Here is a 20,238-nt window from a genome sequence, read left to right on the forward strand (position 1 = left end):
CAGATAAATATTCTACCACCCTTTTATAATACAGAAAAATCAGTTTTGAAATGTTAAATATCGCTCCATTCACAAAATAATATCACATATATAAAATAAATGGATTCAATAAATAATTATTATAATTGTTTAGCATCTAAATACATCTTTAAGATTCTATTTGTTTTATATGTTATATTTTTTGAAGATAAATATTGAATAATCAACAGTTGTTGCCTATTTTACTGACTTATCGTCAATATTTAGGAGTTAATAATTAGGAATGTTAAGTTATTATCAAGATTTTTGAAAATCTAATTCAAATAATTTAATATGAAATTAATGTTTAATAAATTTTTTGTGCTAGCAATAGCACTGATTACGCAAGTCACATTTGCACAAGACAGAATGGTATCTGGTCTTGTTTCCGACGAAGGCGGACTGCCAATTCCAGGAGTGAATGTTTTGGTTAAGGGAACCACAAACGGAATTCAAACTGATTTTGACGGTAAATTTCAAATCATGACTTCTCCAGAACAAATTTTGGTTTTTTCTTATATCGGTATGATTAACCAAGAAGTCTTAGCTTCAACAACCAATTTAACGATTAAACTGAAAGAGGACGCAGTTCAACTTGAAGGCGTTGTCATAACAGCTCTTGGAATCAAAAGAGAAAAAAAATCGCTGGGATACGCAACACAGGAACTACAAGGTGACCTATTGAATGAAGGCGGTCAAAATAACGCACTTGCGGCTCTTTCTGGTAATGTAGCCGGTCTCCAAATTGTCGCTCCATCAACAATGGGTGGCTCCTCAAGAATTATCATGAGAGGTATTGGATCCGTAACCGGAGAAAACAAACCTTTAATTGTGGTAGATGGAATCCCTTTAGACAATGGAAACTATAATGACTCCAATACCCAAAGAGGAGCCGGAGGAAGAGATTATGGTGACGCTTCAGCAGATATTAATCCAGATGATATTGAATCTGTTACGGTATTAAAAGGTGGTCCTGCAGCAGCTCTTTATGGAAATAGAGCAGGTAATGGTGCCATTTTATACACTACAAAATCAGCTAAAAAAGGAAAGGGCGTAATTGAGTTTAACAGTGGAATCACTTTAGAATCAATAAATATCATGCCAACCCTTCAAAATTCTTACGGCGGGGGTAATTCAACTACTTTAGAAACAGCCGAAATCGGCGGAACGACTTATAATATAGCCGATTATGGTACAGATGAAAGTTGGGGTCCTAAATATGATGCCAACTTAAAATACCTGCCTTGGAATGCTTTTGATCCTGAATTCTCTAATGATTATCTGAAAGAAAAATCATGGGTAGCGCCTAAGAACGATGTACGTTCTTTTTTTAGAACAGGAGTGACACGTAACAATTCGATCTCTTTTATGAAAGCTACTGAAGATTCAAACATCAGAGTTTCTTATGCCAACCAAAGTTCGGAAGGTATTGTGCCAAATAGCAGTTTGGCTAAAAACACCTTCTCTTTCAATGCGAGTACTAAAGTAACGGATAAGTTGAAAGTGGAAGCCATGGCAACCTATGCTTTGACACAAGGTTTTAACCGACCAGAACAAGGGTATGGCGACAACAGTTTGGGACAAAAATTCTTTCAATGGGGACAAAGACAATTGGACTACAATGATTTAAAAGATTACAAGCTCGCCAATGGTGACCAAAGGACCTGGAACAGAGTGGGCTATGACGATGCTACACCCAATTATTCTGACAATGCTTATTGGACCATCAACGAAAACACATCCGAAGACAAAAGAAACCGTCTTTATGGAAATGCTAAATTGACTTACAACATCACTCCAGAATTATATGTGGTTGGAAATGTATACGCGGATACTTATACTTTTAGAATAAGCGAACGAGTAGCTGTAGGCTCTCAAGCACAATCAAGCTATACGGATTTGACCAGAACTTTAAGTGATTATAACTATGAAGGACGGGTACATTTTGATAAAAAATTAGGAAAATTTAGCGTTAATTCCTTTTTAGGCGCTAACAGAAGAAATTATTCCTTCACCTCCATTAGCGGAGAATCTGTAGGAGGTTTAGTATTGCCAGGATTGTATAACTTATCCAACAGTGCTGAGCAGGCTAGAGCAACTAATGAACAACAGTTTATGAGAACCAATAGTCTTTATGGTTTTGCTTCTGTGGGATATGACAACATGCTATTTCTTGAAGTAACGGATCGAAATGACTGGTTCAGTACCACGAGCGAATCTGTAAACTATGCTTCAGTGACTGGTAGTTTTATCTTTTCTGAATTGACAGATATTGATTGGCTTGATTTTGGTAAATTAAGAGCAGGTTGGGCACAAGCGGGAAACAGCACAACACCTTATCGCCTTCAAAATTATGCTGACACTTTCACTCCTTTTCAAGGTGATCCAAGATACAGGAGCGCTTTAAGCTCTAATAATGCGGATTTAGTACCTGAATTGAAAACAACTAAAGAAATTGGTGTTGAATTAAGTCTATTTAAGAAAAGAGTAAATCTTGATGTATCTTATTACGACGTGATTACTACTGATTTAATTACACCGATTCAAGTGGAAAGTAGTACAGGATTTACTTCGAAACTGATCAACGCCGGTAAATTACAAAATAGAGGTATTGAAACCACTTTGAACATTAATCCAATAAGAACAGAAGATTTTAACTGGGACATTACTTGGAACTTTGCAAAAAACGACAATAAACTAGTTGAGTTATACGAAGATGTAAGCAGTTTACAATTAGCGCAAGGCCCTTTTAGAGCAAGATTATTAGCTGTTGTAGGAGAAAAATACGGTCAACTTTACGGAACCGACTTTGTTTACGACAGCAATGGAAATAAACTAGTGGGAGCTGATGGAAATTATGTGGCTTCCGAACAAAAATCTCTTGGATCAATTATTCCTGATTATAATATGGGAATAAGAAATGCCTTCCGATACAAAAACTTTGGTTTGAATGTATTACTTGACATCCAAAAAGGAGGAAGCTATTTCTCTACCACACACATGTGGGGAACTTATTCTGGTATGCTCGAAAATTCGGCTGCAAACGGAATAAGAGAAAACGGAATTGTTATAGATGGAGTTTTGGCAGACGGTACACCAAATACACAAAACATCAATGCTCGAACTTGGGCACAAGCACATTACAATACCGTAGATGCGCAAAATGTTTTTGATGCTGATTATATTAAATTAAGAGAAGTATCCTTTTCATATAGCTTGCCTATCCAAAAAGAGAGTCCGTTTAGTAGTATTAAACTATCCCTTTATGGCAGAAACCTATTTGCTTGGGGATTGGATTGGGAAGGAATGGATCCAGAGATGGCTTCTTATGGAAGTGGGAACATACAAGGAATCGAAGGGGGTTCATTACCTTCTACAAGAACTTATGGAATGAACGTAGAATTTAAATTCTAATAAAAAAATTATGAAAAAACGAATCATATCAGCCTTATCAATTATTGCTATACTTGTAACCGCAAGTTGCTCTACTGATTTAGAAGAAATCAACATTGACCCAAACAGACCGGAATCTGTACCGACTTACGGAATATTCAATTACGCGAATAAAGCAATTATGGATGGAACAAGAGGCCCATTTTCTTCCGCTAGAATTGCGCTTCCATGGGTTCAATATTCAGCTCAAAGAAATTATACAGAGGAAGATCGGTTCCAATTCAGACAGGAATCCAATACTGCTTTGTTCAATTCCTATTATTTGGCAGCCAACAACTACAAATCAATTATAGATTTGAATGTTGACGAAGCTACAAAGGGTGAAATGTCAGCTTATGGAAATAACAACAATCAAATCGCAGCGGCGAGAATAATGCTTGCCTATACTTTTTCCCAGCTGGTGGATACGTATGGAGATGTTCCTTATTATTCTTATGGAAACAAGGATCCGGATTTTCAAGCTTTGCGACTAGATGAAGGAATCCTAAAAGCCAAGTATGCCTCTCAGGAAAAAATCTACATCGATCTGCTAAAAGAACTAGAGGAAGCTTCGCAAATGATTGTACAAACTGAAGTAGTTTTTACCAGTGGGGATCAACTTTTTCAGGGAAATGCTCAAAAACTGAAAAGATTCTCTAACTCTTTACGCCTGCGAATAGCAAACAGAGTTAAAGGAGTAGTTCCTGGCGCGGAAGAACACATTACCCGAGCAATTGCTTCAGGTGTTATGCTGTCTAATTTAGATAATGTTGGTTTGACTTACGAAAACAACACGATCAATCCAAGTCCGATGTATATTGCTTTCTTTATAAACAACAGAAATGATTTTACGATTTCTAATACTTTCGTTGACTTGTTAAAAGGAAACTTAGGAAACAATAGTGCGGATCCAAGATTGCAAAAATTCGCAGCTCCAAAAACGACCTCTTTATCTAGTGTGGGCAGCGGGACCTATACAGAAACTGACGATTTAACCCAATATATTGGAATGCCATACGGAATTCCTAGTGCATTAGCACCATCACAATTACCAAATACTTCGTTGCTTAGTTCTAATGTACTTAAAAAAAATTACACAGAATACTTCATGGAATATGCTGAAGTAGAATTCTTACTAGCCGAAAACAATAATTGGAACAGTGCTAATTACAAAAAAGGAATTACCGCTTCGATGGAACGATGGGGAGTAACACCCGCAAAAATAGCAACCTACTTAGTAACCTTGACTGCTGCATCGAAAGAAAATGTATTGACTCAAAAATATATAGCACTTTTTATGCAACCCTCAGAGGCATGGTCAGAATACAGAAGAACCGGATTTCCTAATACCATTTTGCAACCTGGCGCTTCTTATACTTTAAACATTCCAGTTGACGGAAAAACAACTTATATTTTTCAGGCCTTAAACAATTTGAAGGAAATGCCAACTCGCTTGAATTATCCAGTAAACTCGGCTCAATTAAACGGTGAAAACTATCTGCAAGCCTCTTCAAACATTGGTGGCGATTTGCTTACCACTAAATTGATTTGGGACAGAAACTAATCTATTTCTCAATACTCCTAGTAAAAAACCATCCCAATCGGGATGGTTTTTTTGTTTAAAATCGAATCACAAAATGAAACATTAGAAACAACTATACAAAACAAACACCGGGATCAATACCATAAATGTTTTTGATTCACTGACACTTATGATAAAAACATAACCTGCAAAGTGTCATTTTTACTATTAAATAAATTCAGTCAATTTAGAGAGATTAATTCCATCAGCGGCCTTTCCGGAAATAGTTTACAAGTCAATTCCCGCACCTTTTTTCTTATAGGACACTGGTAGTAATCACTTGATTTACACTACTTTTCGATCCTGTCAATGACCACAACAAAATTGAAAAACTAAAGGACACTTTTCTTGGCATCGCATAAAACGGGATTTAAAACTAAAACCGGACTGACGAAATTGGCTAAAGCGAGTGCAGGATTTTGAAAAAAATGACCATTAAAAGAGGACATCCATTCCGAATTGTTAAAATATTCGATTTCAATCCATTTCTTTTTAATACTAAATATTAACTATGAATAAATTTTGTACCTAATAAATAAATATCACACTAAATATTAGGAAACTTAACAAATTATTAGGACGTTTGCTGGACTAATTCAAAATAATAAAAAATGAAACTAAAGTTTAATGGATTCTTAGTGCTATTAGTAGTACTTGTGGCGCAGATTACTTTTGCGCAAGAAAGAGCTGTTACAGGAGTTGTTTCTGATAATGCAGGATTGCCTTTACCAGGTGTGAGTGTGTTAGTAAAAGGAACTCAAACTGGAACTCAAACTGATTTTGACGGAAAATATTCAATCAGAGCAACTCCAAGTCAAATCTTGGTTTTTAGCTACATTGGGATGAAAACCCAAGAAATATCAGCTGGTTCATCAACTGTAAATATTAAATTAGCAGGTGACGCGTTGGAACTTGAAGGTGTTGTTGTAACCGCTTTAGGTATTAAAAGAGAGAAAAAATCTCTTGGTTATGCTACACAAGAAGTAAAAGCGGAAGACTTGAACTCAGGAGCTGGAAGTGGAAATTTTATTAACGAACTTTCTGGAAAAGTAGCTGGTGTTAACATTAAAAGAAACAACAACTTTGGTGGTTCATCAAGTATTGTATCTAGAGGGGTTAAAAGTTTAACTGGAAGCAATGAAATGCTTATTGTTATTGACGGAATGCCTATCAACAACTCATTAGTAACCGGCAGTACAGGGAATCAGGCAGGTGGAGCAGGTGGAACATATGATTATGGTAATGCTGCAATGGATATCAATCCTGAAGACATCGAAAGTGTAAATATATTAAAAGGAGCAGCAGCATCTGCCTTATATGGTTACTTAGGTGGTAATGGTGTTGTAATGATTACAACTAAAAGAGGTAGAGCAAAAAAAGGTTTAGGAGTAACAGTTTCTTCTGAATTTGTAGGAAGCACTATCGACAAATCAACTTTTGTTAAATATCAAGATAAATACGGAGCAGGTTACGGTCCCTTTTATGAAGATCCTTCTGGATATTTTTTATACAGAGATATTGATGAAGATGGAATTGAAGATTTAGTTGTTCCGACATCAGAAGACGCATCTTATGGTGCAGCGTTTGACCCAAATTTAATGGTTTACAACTGGAATGCATTCACACCTTGGTCAGACAGCTTTGGCAAAGCTACTCCATGGGTAGCAGCTAAAAATGATCCAACTACCTTTTTCCAAACAGGTACTTCTTTTAATAATTCCGTTTCACTAGAAGATGGAAATGATACAACAAATTTTGTATTGAATTACACTAATTCTAAACAAACAGGTATCCTTCCAAATAGTGATATGAAAAAAAATAGTGTAAGTGCTAAAATTAATCATCAATTTTCAGATAAATTATCAGCCAGTGTTTTTGCTAATTACAATGCTCAAAACACAGTAGGTCGAAACTCAACGGGCTATAATGAAAATATTATGTCAAATTTTCGTCAGTGGTGGCAAACTAACGTTGACGTTCAAGAATTAAAACAAGTCTACGAAAGATCAGGCGGACAAAACATTAACTGGAACTACACTGACCCAACTGACTTAACCCAAATATATTGGGATAATCCTTATTTTATAAGAAACAAAAACTTTCAATCCGACGAACGGAACCGTTTTATCGGGTACTCGAAATTGGATTATAAAATTGCTGACTGGTTAACTGCAACAGCAAAAATATCTACTGACTCCTATAGCGAATTACGTGAAGAAAGAAAAGCATTTGGATCTATTGCTGGTCTTTTTGGGATAAACAGATTGGATGAAAATTCTGGATATCAAAAATATCAAAGATCATTTTCTGAACAAAATTATGATTTTATCTTAACATTCAAAAAAGATATTTCTGAAAGCATTAGTTTTAGCGGTCTTGCTGGAGGTACTGCAGTTAGAACTAGGGTTATATCTACTTTAAACTCTACTCAAGGTGGTCTGATTGTACCAGACTTATTCAGCTTATCAAATTCCGTTCAAACTGTCCCTTTCCCTTTGGAATCAGAAGTTAACCAAGGAATTAATAGTTATTACGGATCGGCGTCTTTAGGATTTAAAGACTACTTTTTCGTAGATGCAACTGCAAGAAGAGACGCTTTTTCTAGCTTACCTGCTGAAAAGAATGCAATTTGGAGTTACTCTGCTTCTGGAAGTTATGTGTTTACCAACCATATTAACCAGCCATGGTTAAGTTTTGGTAAAATTAGAGCTGGTTATTCTGAAAGCCCATTAGGTACTCCAAATTTATCTTTAGTGGACACCTATGTTAAGAATGATCCTTTTGGTTCTAATCAACAGTATTCTGTTTCTGGCACTAAAAACAATCCAAATCTAGAGGCGGTAAAAACTAACACTCAAGAGATTGGGTTGGAAATGCAGTTTTTTAATAGAAGAGTTGGATTTGAAGTAAGTGCTTACAAAAACGTAAATAATGGAGAAGCTTTCCAAGTTCCCTTTTCTACTGCAACAGGTAATAGTGCAAGATATATTAATGCGGCAACTGTAGAAAACAAAGGTTTAGAAGTTCAGTTTAATGCTACCCCATTTAAGACAAAAGATTTCGCTTGGGATATATTTATAAACTGGTCTAAAAATAAAAATGAAGTTACCAAGCTAGCTGAAGGAATTGAAAACTTAAGATTGAACTCATTTCAAGGTGGTGTAACTCTTAATGCTTCAATAGGACAGCCTTATGGCGTACTTAAAGGAACTGACTTTACTTATTTAGATGGTCAAAAAGTGGTTTCAAATGGCAGATACGTTGTAAATGCATCTGCAAATAATGTAATTGGCGATGTTAATCCTGACTGGTTAGGGGGTATTCGTAATAAATTCACTTACAAAAACTTATCTTTCGGTTTCTTAATTGATATGAAAAAAGGAGGAGATATTTTCTCTCTTGATCAATCATATGGTTTAGCTACAGGTTTATACGATATTACTGCAGGTACTAATGACTTGGGTAATCCAATACGAAATACTATCGCTAATGGTGGTGGTATAATTTTACCAGGTGTTAATGCTGACGGTTCGCCCAATACAATAAGAACCCCTGCTCCAGATCAATATGGTAACGTATCGGGTTATAGAAGAGCCCCAAATAAAGCTTTCGTTTATGATGCTTCATTCATCAAGTTAAGAGAGGTTAATATTTCTTATTCTTTACCAACTACACTAGTTTCAAGAATGAATCTTCAAGAAATGAAATTTAGCATAGTAGGTTCAAATTTATGGATCATAGACAAAAACCTTCCATACGCAGACCCAGAAAGTGGATTAAGTGCTAATGCTTCATCTTCTGGATACTCAGTGGGTTCATTACCAACAACAAGAAACGTTGGTGTTAACGTAACATTTAAATTTTAAATTATGAAAAAAATAGTTTTATTAATCACGTTTTTAGCCCTTACCATATCATGTACCGATGATATAACTAGCCTAAATACAGACACTAAAAATCCAACAACTGCTAAACCCGAGTATTTATTTACAAATGCTCAAAAGGCTTTAGTAGACCAAATGGTAAACTCTTCAGTAAACAGAAATGTGTTTAGAATGTTAGTTCAACACTGGACAGAGACTACCTATCCAGACGAAAGTCAATATAATTTGACAACCAGACCTATTCCTGACACTCACTTTACAGTGCTATATAGAGACGTTCTTAGAGATTTTAAAGAGTCTACTGTATTACTTGATAAGGTTGTTTCGGCTGGCGCAAGTGAAGCTGCAATTGTGTCTAATAAAAAAGCAATCATCGAAATTATGAATGCTTATACGTTTAGTGTTTTAGTAGATACTTTTGGAGATGTACCTTATTCTGAGGCTTTAGATATCGAAGGACATCCATTACCAAAGTATGATGATGCACAAACCATATACAAAGACCTTATTGCCAGATTAGCTGCAGCTCAAGCTTCATTGAACACCTCAGAAGCTAGTTTTGGTTCTGCCGATCTTATATATGGAGGTAATGCATCAAAATGGAAAAAATTTGCAAATACTCTTAGATTAAGACTTGCCGTAAATATGTCTGACGTAGATGCTGCTTACGCTTCTGCTCAGGCTACAGCTGCTATTAATGCAGGACTTATGACAAGTAATAGTGATGACGCTAATTTGAATTATTTAGGTGCACAGCCAAATGCTAACCCATTATATGTAGATTTAGTTGCAAGTGGTAGAAAAGATTTTGTTATTGCCGATACGTTTGTTAATAAATTAAACGCATTAGCTGACCCTAGAAGAGCTAAATACTTCACATTTGCTCCGGGCATCACTGTATATAAAGGCGGTATTTATGGCGCATCTAATAGCTATACTAATTTTTCTACCGTGAATAATACACTTTTAGCTCCAACTTTCCCCGGGACTATAATGGCGTATAGCGAACAAGAATTTTTGTTAGCTGAAGCTGCTGCAAGAGGCATTACTGCTGCTGGTGTGGCAGCCACTCATTACAATAATGCCGTAACCGCATCTATGAATATTTGGGGTGTAACCACAGCTGAAGCCACAGCTTATTTAGCCACTAATCCTTATGACGGATCTTCAACTGCAGCTTGGAAAAAAAGCATTGGTGAACAAGCATGGATTGCTTTATATAATAGAGGTTTTGAAGCATGGAATTCATGGAGAAGATTAGATTTTCCTGTATTAGTAGTTCCTGCTACAACTTTCAACGATATAAAAACTGTTCCAACACGATTTACTTATCCCGCTGGTGAAGCAACTGTAAATGCTACAAATGTAGCTGCTGCTGCTGCAAAAATTACAGGTGGAGATAAATTAACATCTAAAATATTCTGGGATAAATTCTAATATTTAAAATAAAAAAAATGAAAAAATATTTAAAACAAATTGTTGCACTGGCATTAATCGTGTTTTTTGCATCTTGTTCCCCAGATGAGAAAGTAGAGATGCTTTCAGCTGGCGGAAGTGTCTCTGGACAAGGAGTAGCTACTCCGGGCAGTATAAGTCGCCTAGACAGAACTTACCTTATTCCTTTAGGCATACACACCAAAGAAGGAGTAAGCACTAATAAAATTGAGATCTATAAAAATACAGCTGCAGATGCAAGTGCTCCGATAATACTAGGAGCTAAAGTTTCAGATGCATTAATAGCAGCAGATGGTAAAACAGCAACATATAACTCATCTACCTTAGGTAGTTTTGATGCATTCCCAACTGCTAGTCTTGGAAATACAGGAAAAACTGGAACTTTTCCATTAGCTATCGTTTCTACTTTTTCTGATGGTACAGTTACTACTATACCTTATGTACAAACTGTTGGAAAAGGAATTGTTTGGAAAATTATTGATGCAAATGGTAATGTTGTAACGAATGCTACAAGTGGTGTTTCAAGTTTCAAGTTAAACGATCCTACACCCGTTATAATCAGATTTACTCCAGTTACAAAAACACCTGCAAACCTCACTAGCATATTGGGACAATGGACAAAAACCCCTACTGCTGGAGCAATTACTACTGGAAATCTTCCTGGAGCAATTACACCAAATTCTTCAACTAAATCTGTTGATATTGCTGCAATACCATATTCAACTTATGGAGGTTTAGTAATAGGGGATGTAATCACTTATACTTATACTGTTACTGCTGGTACACAAACTGATTTCATTAGTACTAAAGTTACAATTGTAACTCAAAATTTGAATGCTGAAAAAGCAGCAACTCTTTCTGATGATTTAACAAAAAATAAATTTAGTTTAAAAACTGGATTGAATTATGTTAATTCAAATATAATAGATGGCGAGATCGTTTTCAAAACACCATTTGGCATTTCAAAAGAAGGGGCTACTTTAATTGATTTTGTGAAATCAAATACTACTCCTTATGCTACTGCAGACTTATTTAAAGTTCAAGCAGATTATAATGCAGGTACAAAAGTAACTTCATTAACTGGTTTGGTTAAGAACGATATTGTTCTTTACAAAATAGTTAGAGGTATTGGCGCTACTGCTATAACTTCATACGGAATGATTACAGTTGGAGATACAAATACAACAACTTTAAACGGGACTACAACCAATTCATTTGGAATAGTTTATAAAGAAGGAAGCTTTTTGTAAATAAGTAGGTTTTAAACTTTTTAAAAACCATCAGCCTAAGTTGATGGTTTTTTTTTATATATTTGTTGTCTAGTCCTGAAGTAGCGATACACAAAAAAGATCGTTATGGAAGAGCATTCAAATTATGTTAAGCGTAGTCAGCGAGATTACAGGTATCCTGACCATTACCCAGGCCAGAAAACAATACGGTATTCAAGCTCGTTCAACAGTAGTTCAATGGTTAAGAAAATTTGGTAACTTTGATTGGGAAAACCAAACTCCTTCAAATATCCCTAAGACACCCGAACAAAAGATTATGGAGCTTGAAGCTAAAGTAAAACTACTGGAGAAACAGAAGTCTTTCTTGGAACAACAAGCTTATGTAGCGGACAAGAAAGCAATTATTTTCGATATGATGATTGATATATTGCCGATAAAGAATATCAAATCGATATACGAAAAAACTCTCCACCCGAACAATCGACTATTTTAAACAAAAAGAGCAACAAACACTAGTGTTCGCCTGTTATTTGTTTGGGATAGACAGACAGGTTTATTATCGAAAAATTAGAAGAAAAATCAGTAAACAAAGTAAAGCGGAACAAGTAGTTTCTATGGTAATTGAAATCAGAAAATCAATGCCTAGATTAGGAACTAGGAAGCTATACTATCTTTTATGGGATAAACTCCAATTGATAAACATTGGAAGAAATAAATTTTTTGATATCCTTGGAGCCAATCATTTACTAATACAACCAAAACGCAGTTATCACATAACCACTAATTCTCATCATCGCTTTAGAAAGCATCAAGATCAAATCCTTGATTTAGAAATAAACAGACCCGCACAAGTGTGGGTCTCGGATATAACATAGATTGGAAAAAGAGAAAACCCTTGTTATTTAAGTATCGTTACCGATGCTTATTCTAAGAAGATTATGGGGTATTATGTTGCCGATAATCTCAACACATAAAGTAGTTTAATGGCTCTAAAAATGGCAGTCAAGCAAAGAAAAAATAAAGAGTTGCCTTTAATTCATCATTTTGATAGAGGATTACAATATTGCGCTAACGACTACCAAAGTGTTTTAAATAAAAATGGAATTTTATCTAGTATGACACAAAACTCTGATCCATATGAGAATGCAGTAGCTGAAAGGATAAACGTCATATTAAAACAAGAATTTATGATTGATAAATACAATCAAGATTTAGATATTATGAAAAGTATTGTCAAAGAAGCAATTAATACATCCAATGAAAAGCGTCCGCATTATTCAAATTATATGCCGACTCCTGATCAAATGCATTTGCAAAACAAAATTAAAATGAGAACTTATAAAACAAAAAACAGTAGTAAACTTGTGTTTACTACTGTCTAAAAATTGTACTTTTATTTTTTATTAATCCTGTATCGGTTTTTCAGGACTAGACATGCACCATGGAAAAAGAAAATCAAATATTTGGGATTAAGGCGATCGTAGAAGCTATACATGTGGGTGCAACAATGGACAAAGTCTATATTAATTAAAAAGAAACGAGCAGCGAACTTGAAAGTCCACTTAAAAAATTAAATCGACTGACACCTAATAACTATCAAGACGCCGTGGCTACCATATCCCCTATCTCCTTTTTTGATTCGGAATTGCTAATAGAATCTGTAATTGATTAATTAGGTCCGGTCTATGCAAATTTTATACTGATTCTAATACATATATCTTTAAAAATTAAGATGACATAAAAATATAGCAGTAAACTTTAGCTTTTTACTATTAAAATCGTCTTTTTACATTTGAATTCTCATTTAGTTTTATGATAATTTTGCTTCAGTACGCCCTATTTTCAATACAATATCCTTTAAAGAATAAATGACATTTCATCAAAAAAAGATGCCGATACATTTGTTGCTCGACTTTAATAACAAAAAAACTCCAATACCTTATTAATAATTTCACCCCCAAGTTTCTTTTATTTGTTACTATTCCTACATCATTATATTATGACGAAACAAAAAAGAGATTCATAAACATCATATAAATTCAAAATTTTTAATAAAAGATTAGGAATATTAACAATTAATTAAGATTTTTGATCTAACTAATCAAAAAATATTCAAAATGAAACTAAAGTTCACTGGATTCCTAGTACTACTTCTAGTACTGATTGCGCAATTCACTTTTGCGCAAGAAAGAGCTGTCTCAGGTGTTGTTTCTGATAATACAGGTATGCCTCTACCAGGGGTAACTGTATTAATAAAAGGAACCAAATCTGGGACACAAACTGATTTTGACGGAAAATATTCCATCAGAGCAACATCTTCCCAAGTTCTAATCTTCAGCTACATTGGGATGAAAACTCAAGAAATATCAACAAATTCATCTACCGTGAATGTAAAGATGTCCGATGATTCAGTTGAATTAGAAGGAGTTGTTGTTAATGCCTTAGGAGTTGAAGTAAAGAAAAACCAATCTGCATCAGCCTATTCAAAGGTAAAAGGTACTGCATTAACTAATTCCGGAGAAACATCTCTCTTGAAAGGATTGTCAGCTAAAGCTTCAAGTGTGAGTATTGTTTCTAATTCTGGTGATCCTGGATCTGGGGCATATATTCAAATCAGAGGACAAAATTCCATAACAGGATCCACTCAACCGTTATTCGTAATCGACGGTATTCCGATTTCAAGTGATGAAATAGGAAGTACAGTAGACGGTGTCGGACAACAAAGTAGAATGAATGATATCAACCCAAATGATGTAGAATCGGTTGAAGTTTTAAAAGGTGCATCGGCCGCAGCACTTTGGGGCTACCGCGCAGCCAATGGTGTAGTTCTTATTAAAACAAAAAAAGGAAAAAAGGGAAAAATATCAGTAAATGTAAATTCAACCGTTTCTTTTGATAAAGTTAATATCCGAATGAGTCTGCAAGATCGTTTCGGGCAAGGAACAAGAGGTGTTTGGACTAGAAACAATGCTAACTCTTTTGGTGATAAAATTTCTGCAAGAGCTGGCGGACTTGATGTTTTTAATACTGCTGCACGTTCTTTCCTTTCCAGCAACGGAAATACAATTTACCCTATAGCTTCAGGTGGTAAGAGAAGTACAGCAAACTTTAATGACTCCAATATGGATTCAGTCATTGGCGATGGATTCTCAATAGATAATCACGTAGGAATCAGTGGAGGTGGTGAAAATACTAATTTTTACCTTGGAGTAGGAAGTACAAAACAAAATGGAATTGTTAGAAATTCTGATTACGAAAGAACAAGTATTGACTTTACAAGTGAATCTACAATAGGAGATAAAACAACTTTCAAAAGTAAATTTGGATATTCGTCTTCAAATTCGAACAGAATACAAACTGGTTCCAATTTAAGTGGGCTTTATTTAGGGTTATACAGAACACCTGCGGATTTTGACAATAGAGATTTTATTGGAACTAATTTTAGCGCTACAGGAGTTCCTTCATTTAATAGCCAAAGAGCTTACAGACAAGACACAGGGACTTTTGACACTGACTTAAATCCTAGTTATAACAATCCACTTTGGACAACGGATATACAAAAAAATCCAAATACTGTCGATCGATATATTGCAGGATTCGAACTGAAACATGAGGTAAGAGATTGGCTGTCTTTATTAGCGAGGGTTGGTCTAGATGGCTATAGTGACAAAAGAATAACAATGTTCCCAATGAACTCCTCAGAAAACGCAGGAAATGGTAGTGCGAGCGAAAGTGTCACTGATTTTCAGCAATACAATGTTGACTTCATGGCATTAGGAGATTTAAAAATAAACGACAATTTAGGACTTAATTACTTAGCTGGAATTAATTTTGCAGAAACAAAATATGATCAAAGAGGTGGAACTTACAAAAACTTTTTAATTGACACCAATACCTTTTCATATGACAACGCACTGATTAATGACAAAACAACATTTTTAGACAGAACTTATTCAAAACTTAGTGGTGCGTATTTTTCGGCAGCATTTGATTATAAAGACTATCTATTCTTGACTTTAGGTGGACGTTTTGAAACCGCTTCTAGTTATGATCCAAATTTGAAAATTTATTTTTATCCAACTGCAGAATTTGGATATAAATTCACAAAAAACATAGAAAATAAAATTCTTACCGATGGAAAGCTACGTTTAACATTTGGACAGATAGCATCGATCCCAAGACCATATGCTGGAATAACTTATTTCAACTCTGCAACCGGAGCAGAAGGCTATGGACCCGCTTATGACTCAGGAGTATACAACGGCTCGTTTCAAAGATCTGCTACAGGTGGGAACCCCAACTTGAAACCTGAAATAAAAACTGAATTCGAAGTTGGTACCGATTTGGAATTCTTTAATAGAATTAAATTGAACGCTACCTACTATACAAATGAAACTAAAGATTTACTTGTAGACGTTCCTTTGAATGGTAGTTCTACATTTAGTTCACTATATGGTAATTTCGCTACAATACAAAATAAGGGAATTGAAATTGATTTTGACGCTAGCATTCTCTCATCTAATTCAGCTGTAAAATGGAATATCTTTGGTAACTGGAGTATGAATAGAAATGAAGTAACACAATTAGAAGGTACAGAATCATTATTTTTAAATGGTTTTACAGGATCCTCTTCTCGTGCCGTATTAGGGCAACCACTTGGCGTACTTTGGGGAGGAAAATTTGACAGAGACACGAATGGAACTATGATATTAGATGCTAATGGTTTTCCAACAGTTGCGTTATCTGAAGGTGTAATAGGAGACCCTAATCCAAATTGGAGAGGAGCAATTGGAACTTCAGTATCGTACAAAAACTTTAAATTGAGCACTTTATTCGATGCTTCAATTGGAGGTGAATTATGGGATGGTACTAATGGCGCTTTAAACAACTTTGGTAGAACGTGGGAAACAGCAAACGAGTCTACTTTAACAACTCCATTAGTCAATTATAATGGTGTAACAATCCCCGCAGGAACGGTAAGGGGGAACATCCGTGATTTTGGAGCAGGACCAGTTTTCCTTGATCAAACCTGGTATCAGAGTGTAGGCGGGGGTTTTGGACCCGTTTCTGAACAATTTATTAAATCGGCTTCATGGGTAAAATGGAGAGAATTAACGTTATCTTATTTATTGAAATTTAAAGACACCAAAATAGGAGTCGAAAGTATTACTTTTTCTGGAACAGGAAGGAATTTATGGTTATGGACAGAGGCAAAAGACCTAGGCCAAGATCCAGAAACTAATCTTACAGGAGGTTCCAATGGAAGAGGATTACAATATTTCAATAGTCCTAACTCTAAGTCATTGTTATTTAGCGTAAACTTAAAATTCTAAAAAAAATGAAAAATATATTTTTAAAAACAGCAAGTATATGCTTACTAATTACAACAATATTTAGTTGTACTGATTATGTAGACAATATTAATGTAGACCCAGATAACTTGTCTGACAGTGACGCTACAAACTTATTTCAGGGAGTACTTTTAGCTAATCAGTTTTTTCAAACAAGTTCAAGTACCAGAGAAGTAATGATTTGGTTAAACCAAGCCAAAGGAGAAAACAGACAATATATTGCTCTCAATAATTGGAACAACACTACAGCATCAGCATTTGATGACACTTGGAATAATGCATATGTAAATTGCATTACACAAGCAAAGATAACTGTAGCGAAAGCAGATATTGAACTGAATCCAAAGCTAAAAGGGGCAGCTCAGGTGATAGAGGCACATTGTATAGGAACAGTTACTGCTTTATGGGGCGATGTCCCGTATTCTGAACTAGATATTACAGGAAATAATTTAACACCAAAATATGATGCGCAAGCCGCTATTTATACTAATATACAAACTTTGTTAGATAATGCCATAACTAATTTAAGTTCAAATAAAGGTAAGGGAATTCCATCTTCAAAAGATATTTATTACGGTGGAAATGCTTCAAAATGGCTACGACTAGCTTATTCTCTCAAGGCTAGGTACTACATTCATGTAAAAGACTATGCAAAAGCTAAAACAAATGCTCTTTTGGGAATTAACAATGCTGATGATGATTTCAAAGCAATATTTGGAAATTCTTATGCGCAAAATTTTAACCCTTTCTATTCATTCCTTGTTTACGACAGAGATGATTACATGTCTGGGGACAGTTACGCTGCAAGAATATTAGATCCGTCATCGTCTTTATATAGAGGTAATGCAAAAACTGATGAATCAGCAAGGTATGCCTTTACTTATAATCAAGAATACTTTGATCCTTATGGTCTTAATATCTATGGTTCAGACTATGGAGGAACAAACGGGAAATTTGGAAGTGACTCTCCTTTACCTATGGTTACCTATGGAGAAATGCAATTGATTATTGCTGAAGTGGATGCAAGAACTTCCTTTACAACTGGATTAGTTTCCTATAATAATTACAGAGCTTTATTAAACACTGGATATTCGATTGGTATCGATAATGATGGTTATGATGGAGAAGGATTTCGCTATGCACCATACACAGCCCTTGATTTTGCACCTACAGGAATAGAGAATACATCAGGAACTCTTACTGCTCAAAATGCCTTATTAAGAGAAATATTTCAAGAAAGATATATCTATTTTATGGCCAACTATGAAAGTTATAATGATTTTGGAAGATCAAATAATTTGGCCCAAATTCAATTAAAAACTGGCAATACAGGAACACCCGAGCGTTTCTTATACCCTCAAGTAGAGGTCAATGCGAATCCAAATACTCCGAAACCTTTACCTTCAATTATCACAAAAACACCCGTACATAATTAATTTCAAAATTCTATTATTAAGAACCATCCCGCTTTTTGGGGTGGTTTTTTTTTATATATTTGCACCATGGAAAAAGAACATCAAATATTTGGGATTAGAGCGATAATTGAAGCCATACAAGCGGGCGCAACAGTAGACAAAGTTTATATTCAAAAAGAAGCGAGCAGCGAATTAATGAAAGACTTAATGAAAGTGATGAAACGTGGAAACATAAATTTTTCCTATGTACCAGTTGAAAAACTAAATCGACTGACACCTAATAACCATCAAGGTGCTGTCGCTACCATATCCCCTATCTCCTTTTTTGATCTGGAATCGCTAATAGAATCTGTAATTGAAAATGGAAAAAAACCATTATTTTTAATTTTGGATCAGATATCTGATGCTCGTAATTTTGGTGCTATCATCAGAACCGCAGAATGTACAGGGGTCAACGGTATAATAGTTCAAAAAGCAGGTTCAGCCCCAGTAAACGGAGATACTGTAAAAACATCTGCCGGAGCAGTTTTCAACATTCCAATTTGTAAAGTAGAACACATTAAAGATGCTATTTTTCTTTTGCAAGCTAGTGGTATAAAAACTGTTGCTGCAACGGAGAAAACAGATCAAAATATCTATGACATTTCATTAAATGAACCTGTAGCGATCATTATGGGATCTGAAGATCGAGGTGTAAACCCTTCTGTTCTTAAAATTGTTGATGAAAAGGCAAAACTTCCTATGTTTGGAACTATTGGCTCCTTAAATGTATCGGTGGCTTGTGGTGCTTTTTTATACGAAGCGGTAAGACAACGAGCTTAGGTTTTTAGATAATTATACACGATAAACTTTTGATTAAAATGAATTAAGAATTAGGTTCTGATTCATTTTTTTCATTTGTGACAGTTACACAATCTTCCGGAAAACGGGAAGCATAATACGCTGCTAATTCCTGTTCCTCCAAATTTTCTTCAACTTCTGGGAGATTTACAAAATTCCCGTCGGCATCAAAACGCTGCATAAATTTATCTTCTGAAGCATTAAAATCGGGGTGCTCCCAATCATATTTAATCATCTTTTTATATTCCGGCGTTTTATAAAGTAACGAAAGAAAAAATCCCGTAAGTAATCCTCCCAAATGACCTTCCCAAGAAATCGATTTATTTCCCGTAAGTTCAGGACTTGGAAAAACATACCAAACTAAACCACCATACACTACAATCACCGTAAGGGACAACGCTACCAATCGATTATATTTACTTTGCAAGCCTTTAAAAAAAATAAAACTAAAGAGAACATAAATTAATGCGCTTGCTCCTATATGGTAATTATCTCTGCCAATAACCCAAGTGATACACCCTGAAACTAAAATCCCATATCCAATAACTTTTACTGATTGATCCGCATAAAAAAAACGCAAAGTTGCCAATAAAATCAATAAAGGAATTGAATTATTATAAAGATGTTCAATATCACCATGAATAAATGGACTAAACAAAATACCCTGCAAACCTGAAAAAGTCCTAGGATAAATACCATTGTGAGCAAAGTCAAAATCAAATCGGATTTCGAGCCAAAATACAAACCACAGGAACACCACAAAAAAAAGAGGCAGTCCGATAACTGAATTGGTAAATTTAAAATGCTTGTCCATTGATGCCGTAAAGTTGTATGTTCTACTTTAAATTCAAAAACTTCTCCAAAAACAATTTAATGCTATTTTGTCATGTTTAAACTGAAAATGTGTTATATAATACGATTGCCAAGTCAACATGAAAACTGTATCATGTTAAATCTTGTTTGTATAAAGATAAGTAAAAGATGAAGTATACCGCCGAAAATAGCTGCTGTCAAAACAAATTTTGACAATCT

At 35.0% G+C, this 20,238-nt stretch carries 12 protein-coding genes; 11 read left to right on the plus strand and 1 reads right to left on the minus strand.

All coding sequences use genetic code 11. The features are described from left to right. Window positions 1–339: 339 nt before the first annotated feature. From ACNQGJ_RS12430 to rlmB, 11 genes are all read left to right on the plus strand, one after another. Complete coding sequence (locus ACNQGJ_RS12430; protein ID WP_470303340.1) at window positions 340–3,432, plus strand: SusC/RagA family TonB-linked outer membrane protein; 3,093 nt, start codon at window positions 340–342, stop codon at window positions 3,430–3,432. Between the two features lie 10 nt (window positions 3,433–3,442). Further along, complete coding sequence (locus ACNQGJ_RS12435) at window positions 3,443–5,014, plus strand: SusD/RagB family nutrient-binding outer membrane lipoprotein (RefSeq protein WP_417973190.1); 1,572 nt, start codon at window positions 3,443–3,445, stop codon at window positions 5,012–5,014. A 629-nt stretch (window positions 5,015–5,643) separates the two neighbouring features. After that, a complete protein-coding gene (locus ACNQGJ_RS12440) occupies window positions 5,644–8,898 on the plus strand; it encodes a SusC/RagA family TonB-linked outer membrane protein (protein ID WP_417973192.1) in 3,255 nt (1,084 codons plus the stop codon). A 3-nt stretch (window positions 8,899–8,901) separates the two neighbouring features. After that, a complete protein-coding gene (locus ACNQGJ_RS12445; RefSeq protein WP_417973194.1) occupies window positions 8,902–10,353 on the plus strand; it encodes a SusD/RagB family nutrient-binding outer membrane lipoprotein in 1,452 nt (483 codons plus the stop codon). A 17-nt stretch (window positions 10,354–10,370) separates the two neighbouring features. Continuing rightward, window positions 10,371–11,621, plus strand: coding sequence for a hypothetical protein (locus ACNQGJ_RS12450; RefSeq protein WP_417973196.1), 1,251 nt, complete (start codon window positions 10,371–10,373; stop codon window positions 11,619–11,621). A 124-nt stretch (window positions 11,622–11,745) separates the two neighbouring features. Beyond that, window positions 11,746–12,093 (plus strand): hypothetical protein, encoded by a 348-nt coding sequence (locus ACNQGJ_RS12455; protein WP_417973198.1) that lies wholly within the window; start codon window positions 11,746–11,748, stop codon window positions 12,091–12,093. Window positions 12,094–12,115: 22 nt separating this feature from the next. Then, window positions 12,116–12,475 (plus strand): hypothetical protein, encoded by a 360-nt coding sequence (locus ACNQGJ_RS12460; protein ID WP_417973200.1) that lies wholly within the window; start codon window positions 12,116–12,118, stop codon window positions 12,473–12,475. A 120-nt stretch (window positions 12,476–12,595) separates the two neighbouring features. After that, on the plus strand, window positions 12,596–12,982 hold the full coding sequence (locus ACNQGJ_RS12465) for an integrase core domain-containing protein (protein ID WP_417973202.1): 387 nt from the start codon (window positions 12,596–12,598) through the stop codon (window positions 12,980–12,982). A gap of 735 nt (window positions 12,983–13,717) precedes the next feature. Next, the gene (locus ACNQGJ_RS12470; RefSeq protein WP_417973204.1) at window positions 13,718–16,933 is read left to right on the plus strand and encodes a SusC/RagA family TonB-linked outer membrane protein; all 3,216 of its coding nucleotides are present in this window, start codon (window positions 13,718–13,720) and stop codon (window positions 16,931–16,933) included. Between the two features lie 5 nt (window positions 16,934–16,938). Continuing rightward, complete coding sequence (locus tag ACNQGJ_RS12475; RefSeq protein ID WP_417973206.1) at window positions 16,939–18,387, plus strand: SusD/RagB family nutrient-binding outer membrane lipoprotein; 1,449 nt, start codon at window positions 16,939–16,941, stop codon at window positions 18,385–18,387. A gap of 66 nt (window positions 18,388–18,453) precedes the next feature. Continuing rightward, window positions 18,454–19,188, plus strand: coding sequence for a 23S rRNA (guanosine(2251)-2'-O)-methyltransferase RlmB (gene rlmB / locus ACNQGJ_RS12480; RefSeq protein ID WP_417973208.1), 735 nt, complete (start codon window positions 18,454–18,456; stop codon window positions 19,186–19,188). A 43-nt stretch (window positions 19,189–19,231) separates the two neighbouring features. On the opposite strand, the gene ACNQGJ_RS12485 is transcribed toward rlmB, so the two are convergent. Further along, complete coding sequence (locus tag ACNQGJ_RS12485; RefSeq protein ID WP_417973210.1) at window positions 19,232–20,020, minus strand: rhomboid family intramembrane serine protease; 789 nt, start codon at window positions 20,018–20,020, stop codon at window positions 19,232–19,234. Window positions 20,021–20,238 lie beyond the last annotated feature (218 nt).

The sequence above is a fragment of the Flavobacterium cryophilum genome, assembly GCF_048286555.1.
Taxonomy (GTDB): domain Bacteria; phylum Bacteroidota; class Bacteroidia; order Flavobacteriales; family Flavobacteriaceae; genus Flavobacterium.

What these genes read in the sequence shown, in the direction of transcription:
- ACNQGJ_RS12435 (WP_417973190.1), top strand. Translation starts at nt 3,443, where the DNA reads ATGAAAAAACGAATCATATCAGCCTTATCAATTATTGCTATACTTGTA.
- ACNQGJ_RS12485 (WP_417973210.1), bottom strand. Translation starts at nt 20,020, where the DNA reads ATGGACAAGCATTTTAAATTTACCAATTCAGTTATCGGACTGCCTCTT.
- ACNQGJ_RS12440 (WP_417973192.1), top strand. Translation starts at nt 5,644, where the DNA reads ATGAAACTAAAGTTTAATGGATTCTTAGTGCTATTAGTAGTACTTGTG.
- ACNQGJ_RS12455 (WP_417973198.1), top strand. Translation starts at nt 11,746, where the DNA reads ATGTTAAGCGTAGTCAGCGAGATTACAGGTATCCTGACCATTACCCAG.
- ACNQGJ_RS12450 (WP_417973196.1), top strand. Translation starts at nt 10,371, where the DNA reads ATGAAAAAATATTTAAAACAAATTGTTGCACTGGCATTAATCGTGTTT.
- rlmB (WP_417973208.1), top strand. Translation starts at nt 18,454, where the DNA reads ATGGAAAAAGAACATCAAATATTTGGGATTAGAGCGATAATTGAAGCC.
- ACNQGJ_RS12475 (WP_417973206.1), top strand. Translation starts at nt 16,939, where the DNA reads ATGAAAAATATATTTTTAAAAACAGCAAGTATATGCTTACTAATTACA.
- ACNQGJ_RS12445 (WP_417973194.1), top strand. Translation starts at nt 8,902, where the DNA reads ATGAAAAAAATAGTTTTATTAATCACGTTTTTAGCCCTTACCATATCA.
- ACNQGJ_RS12470 (WP_417973204.1), top strand. Translation starts at nt 13,718, where the DNA reads ATGAAACTAAAGTTCACTGGATTCCTAGTACTACTTCTAGTACTGATT.
- ACNQGJ_RS12465 (WP_417973202.1), top strand. Translation starts at nt 12,596, where the DNA reads ATGGCAGTCAAGCAAAGAAAAAATAAAGAGTTGCCTTTAATTCATCAT.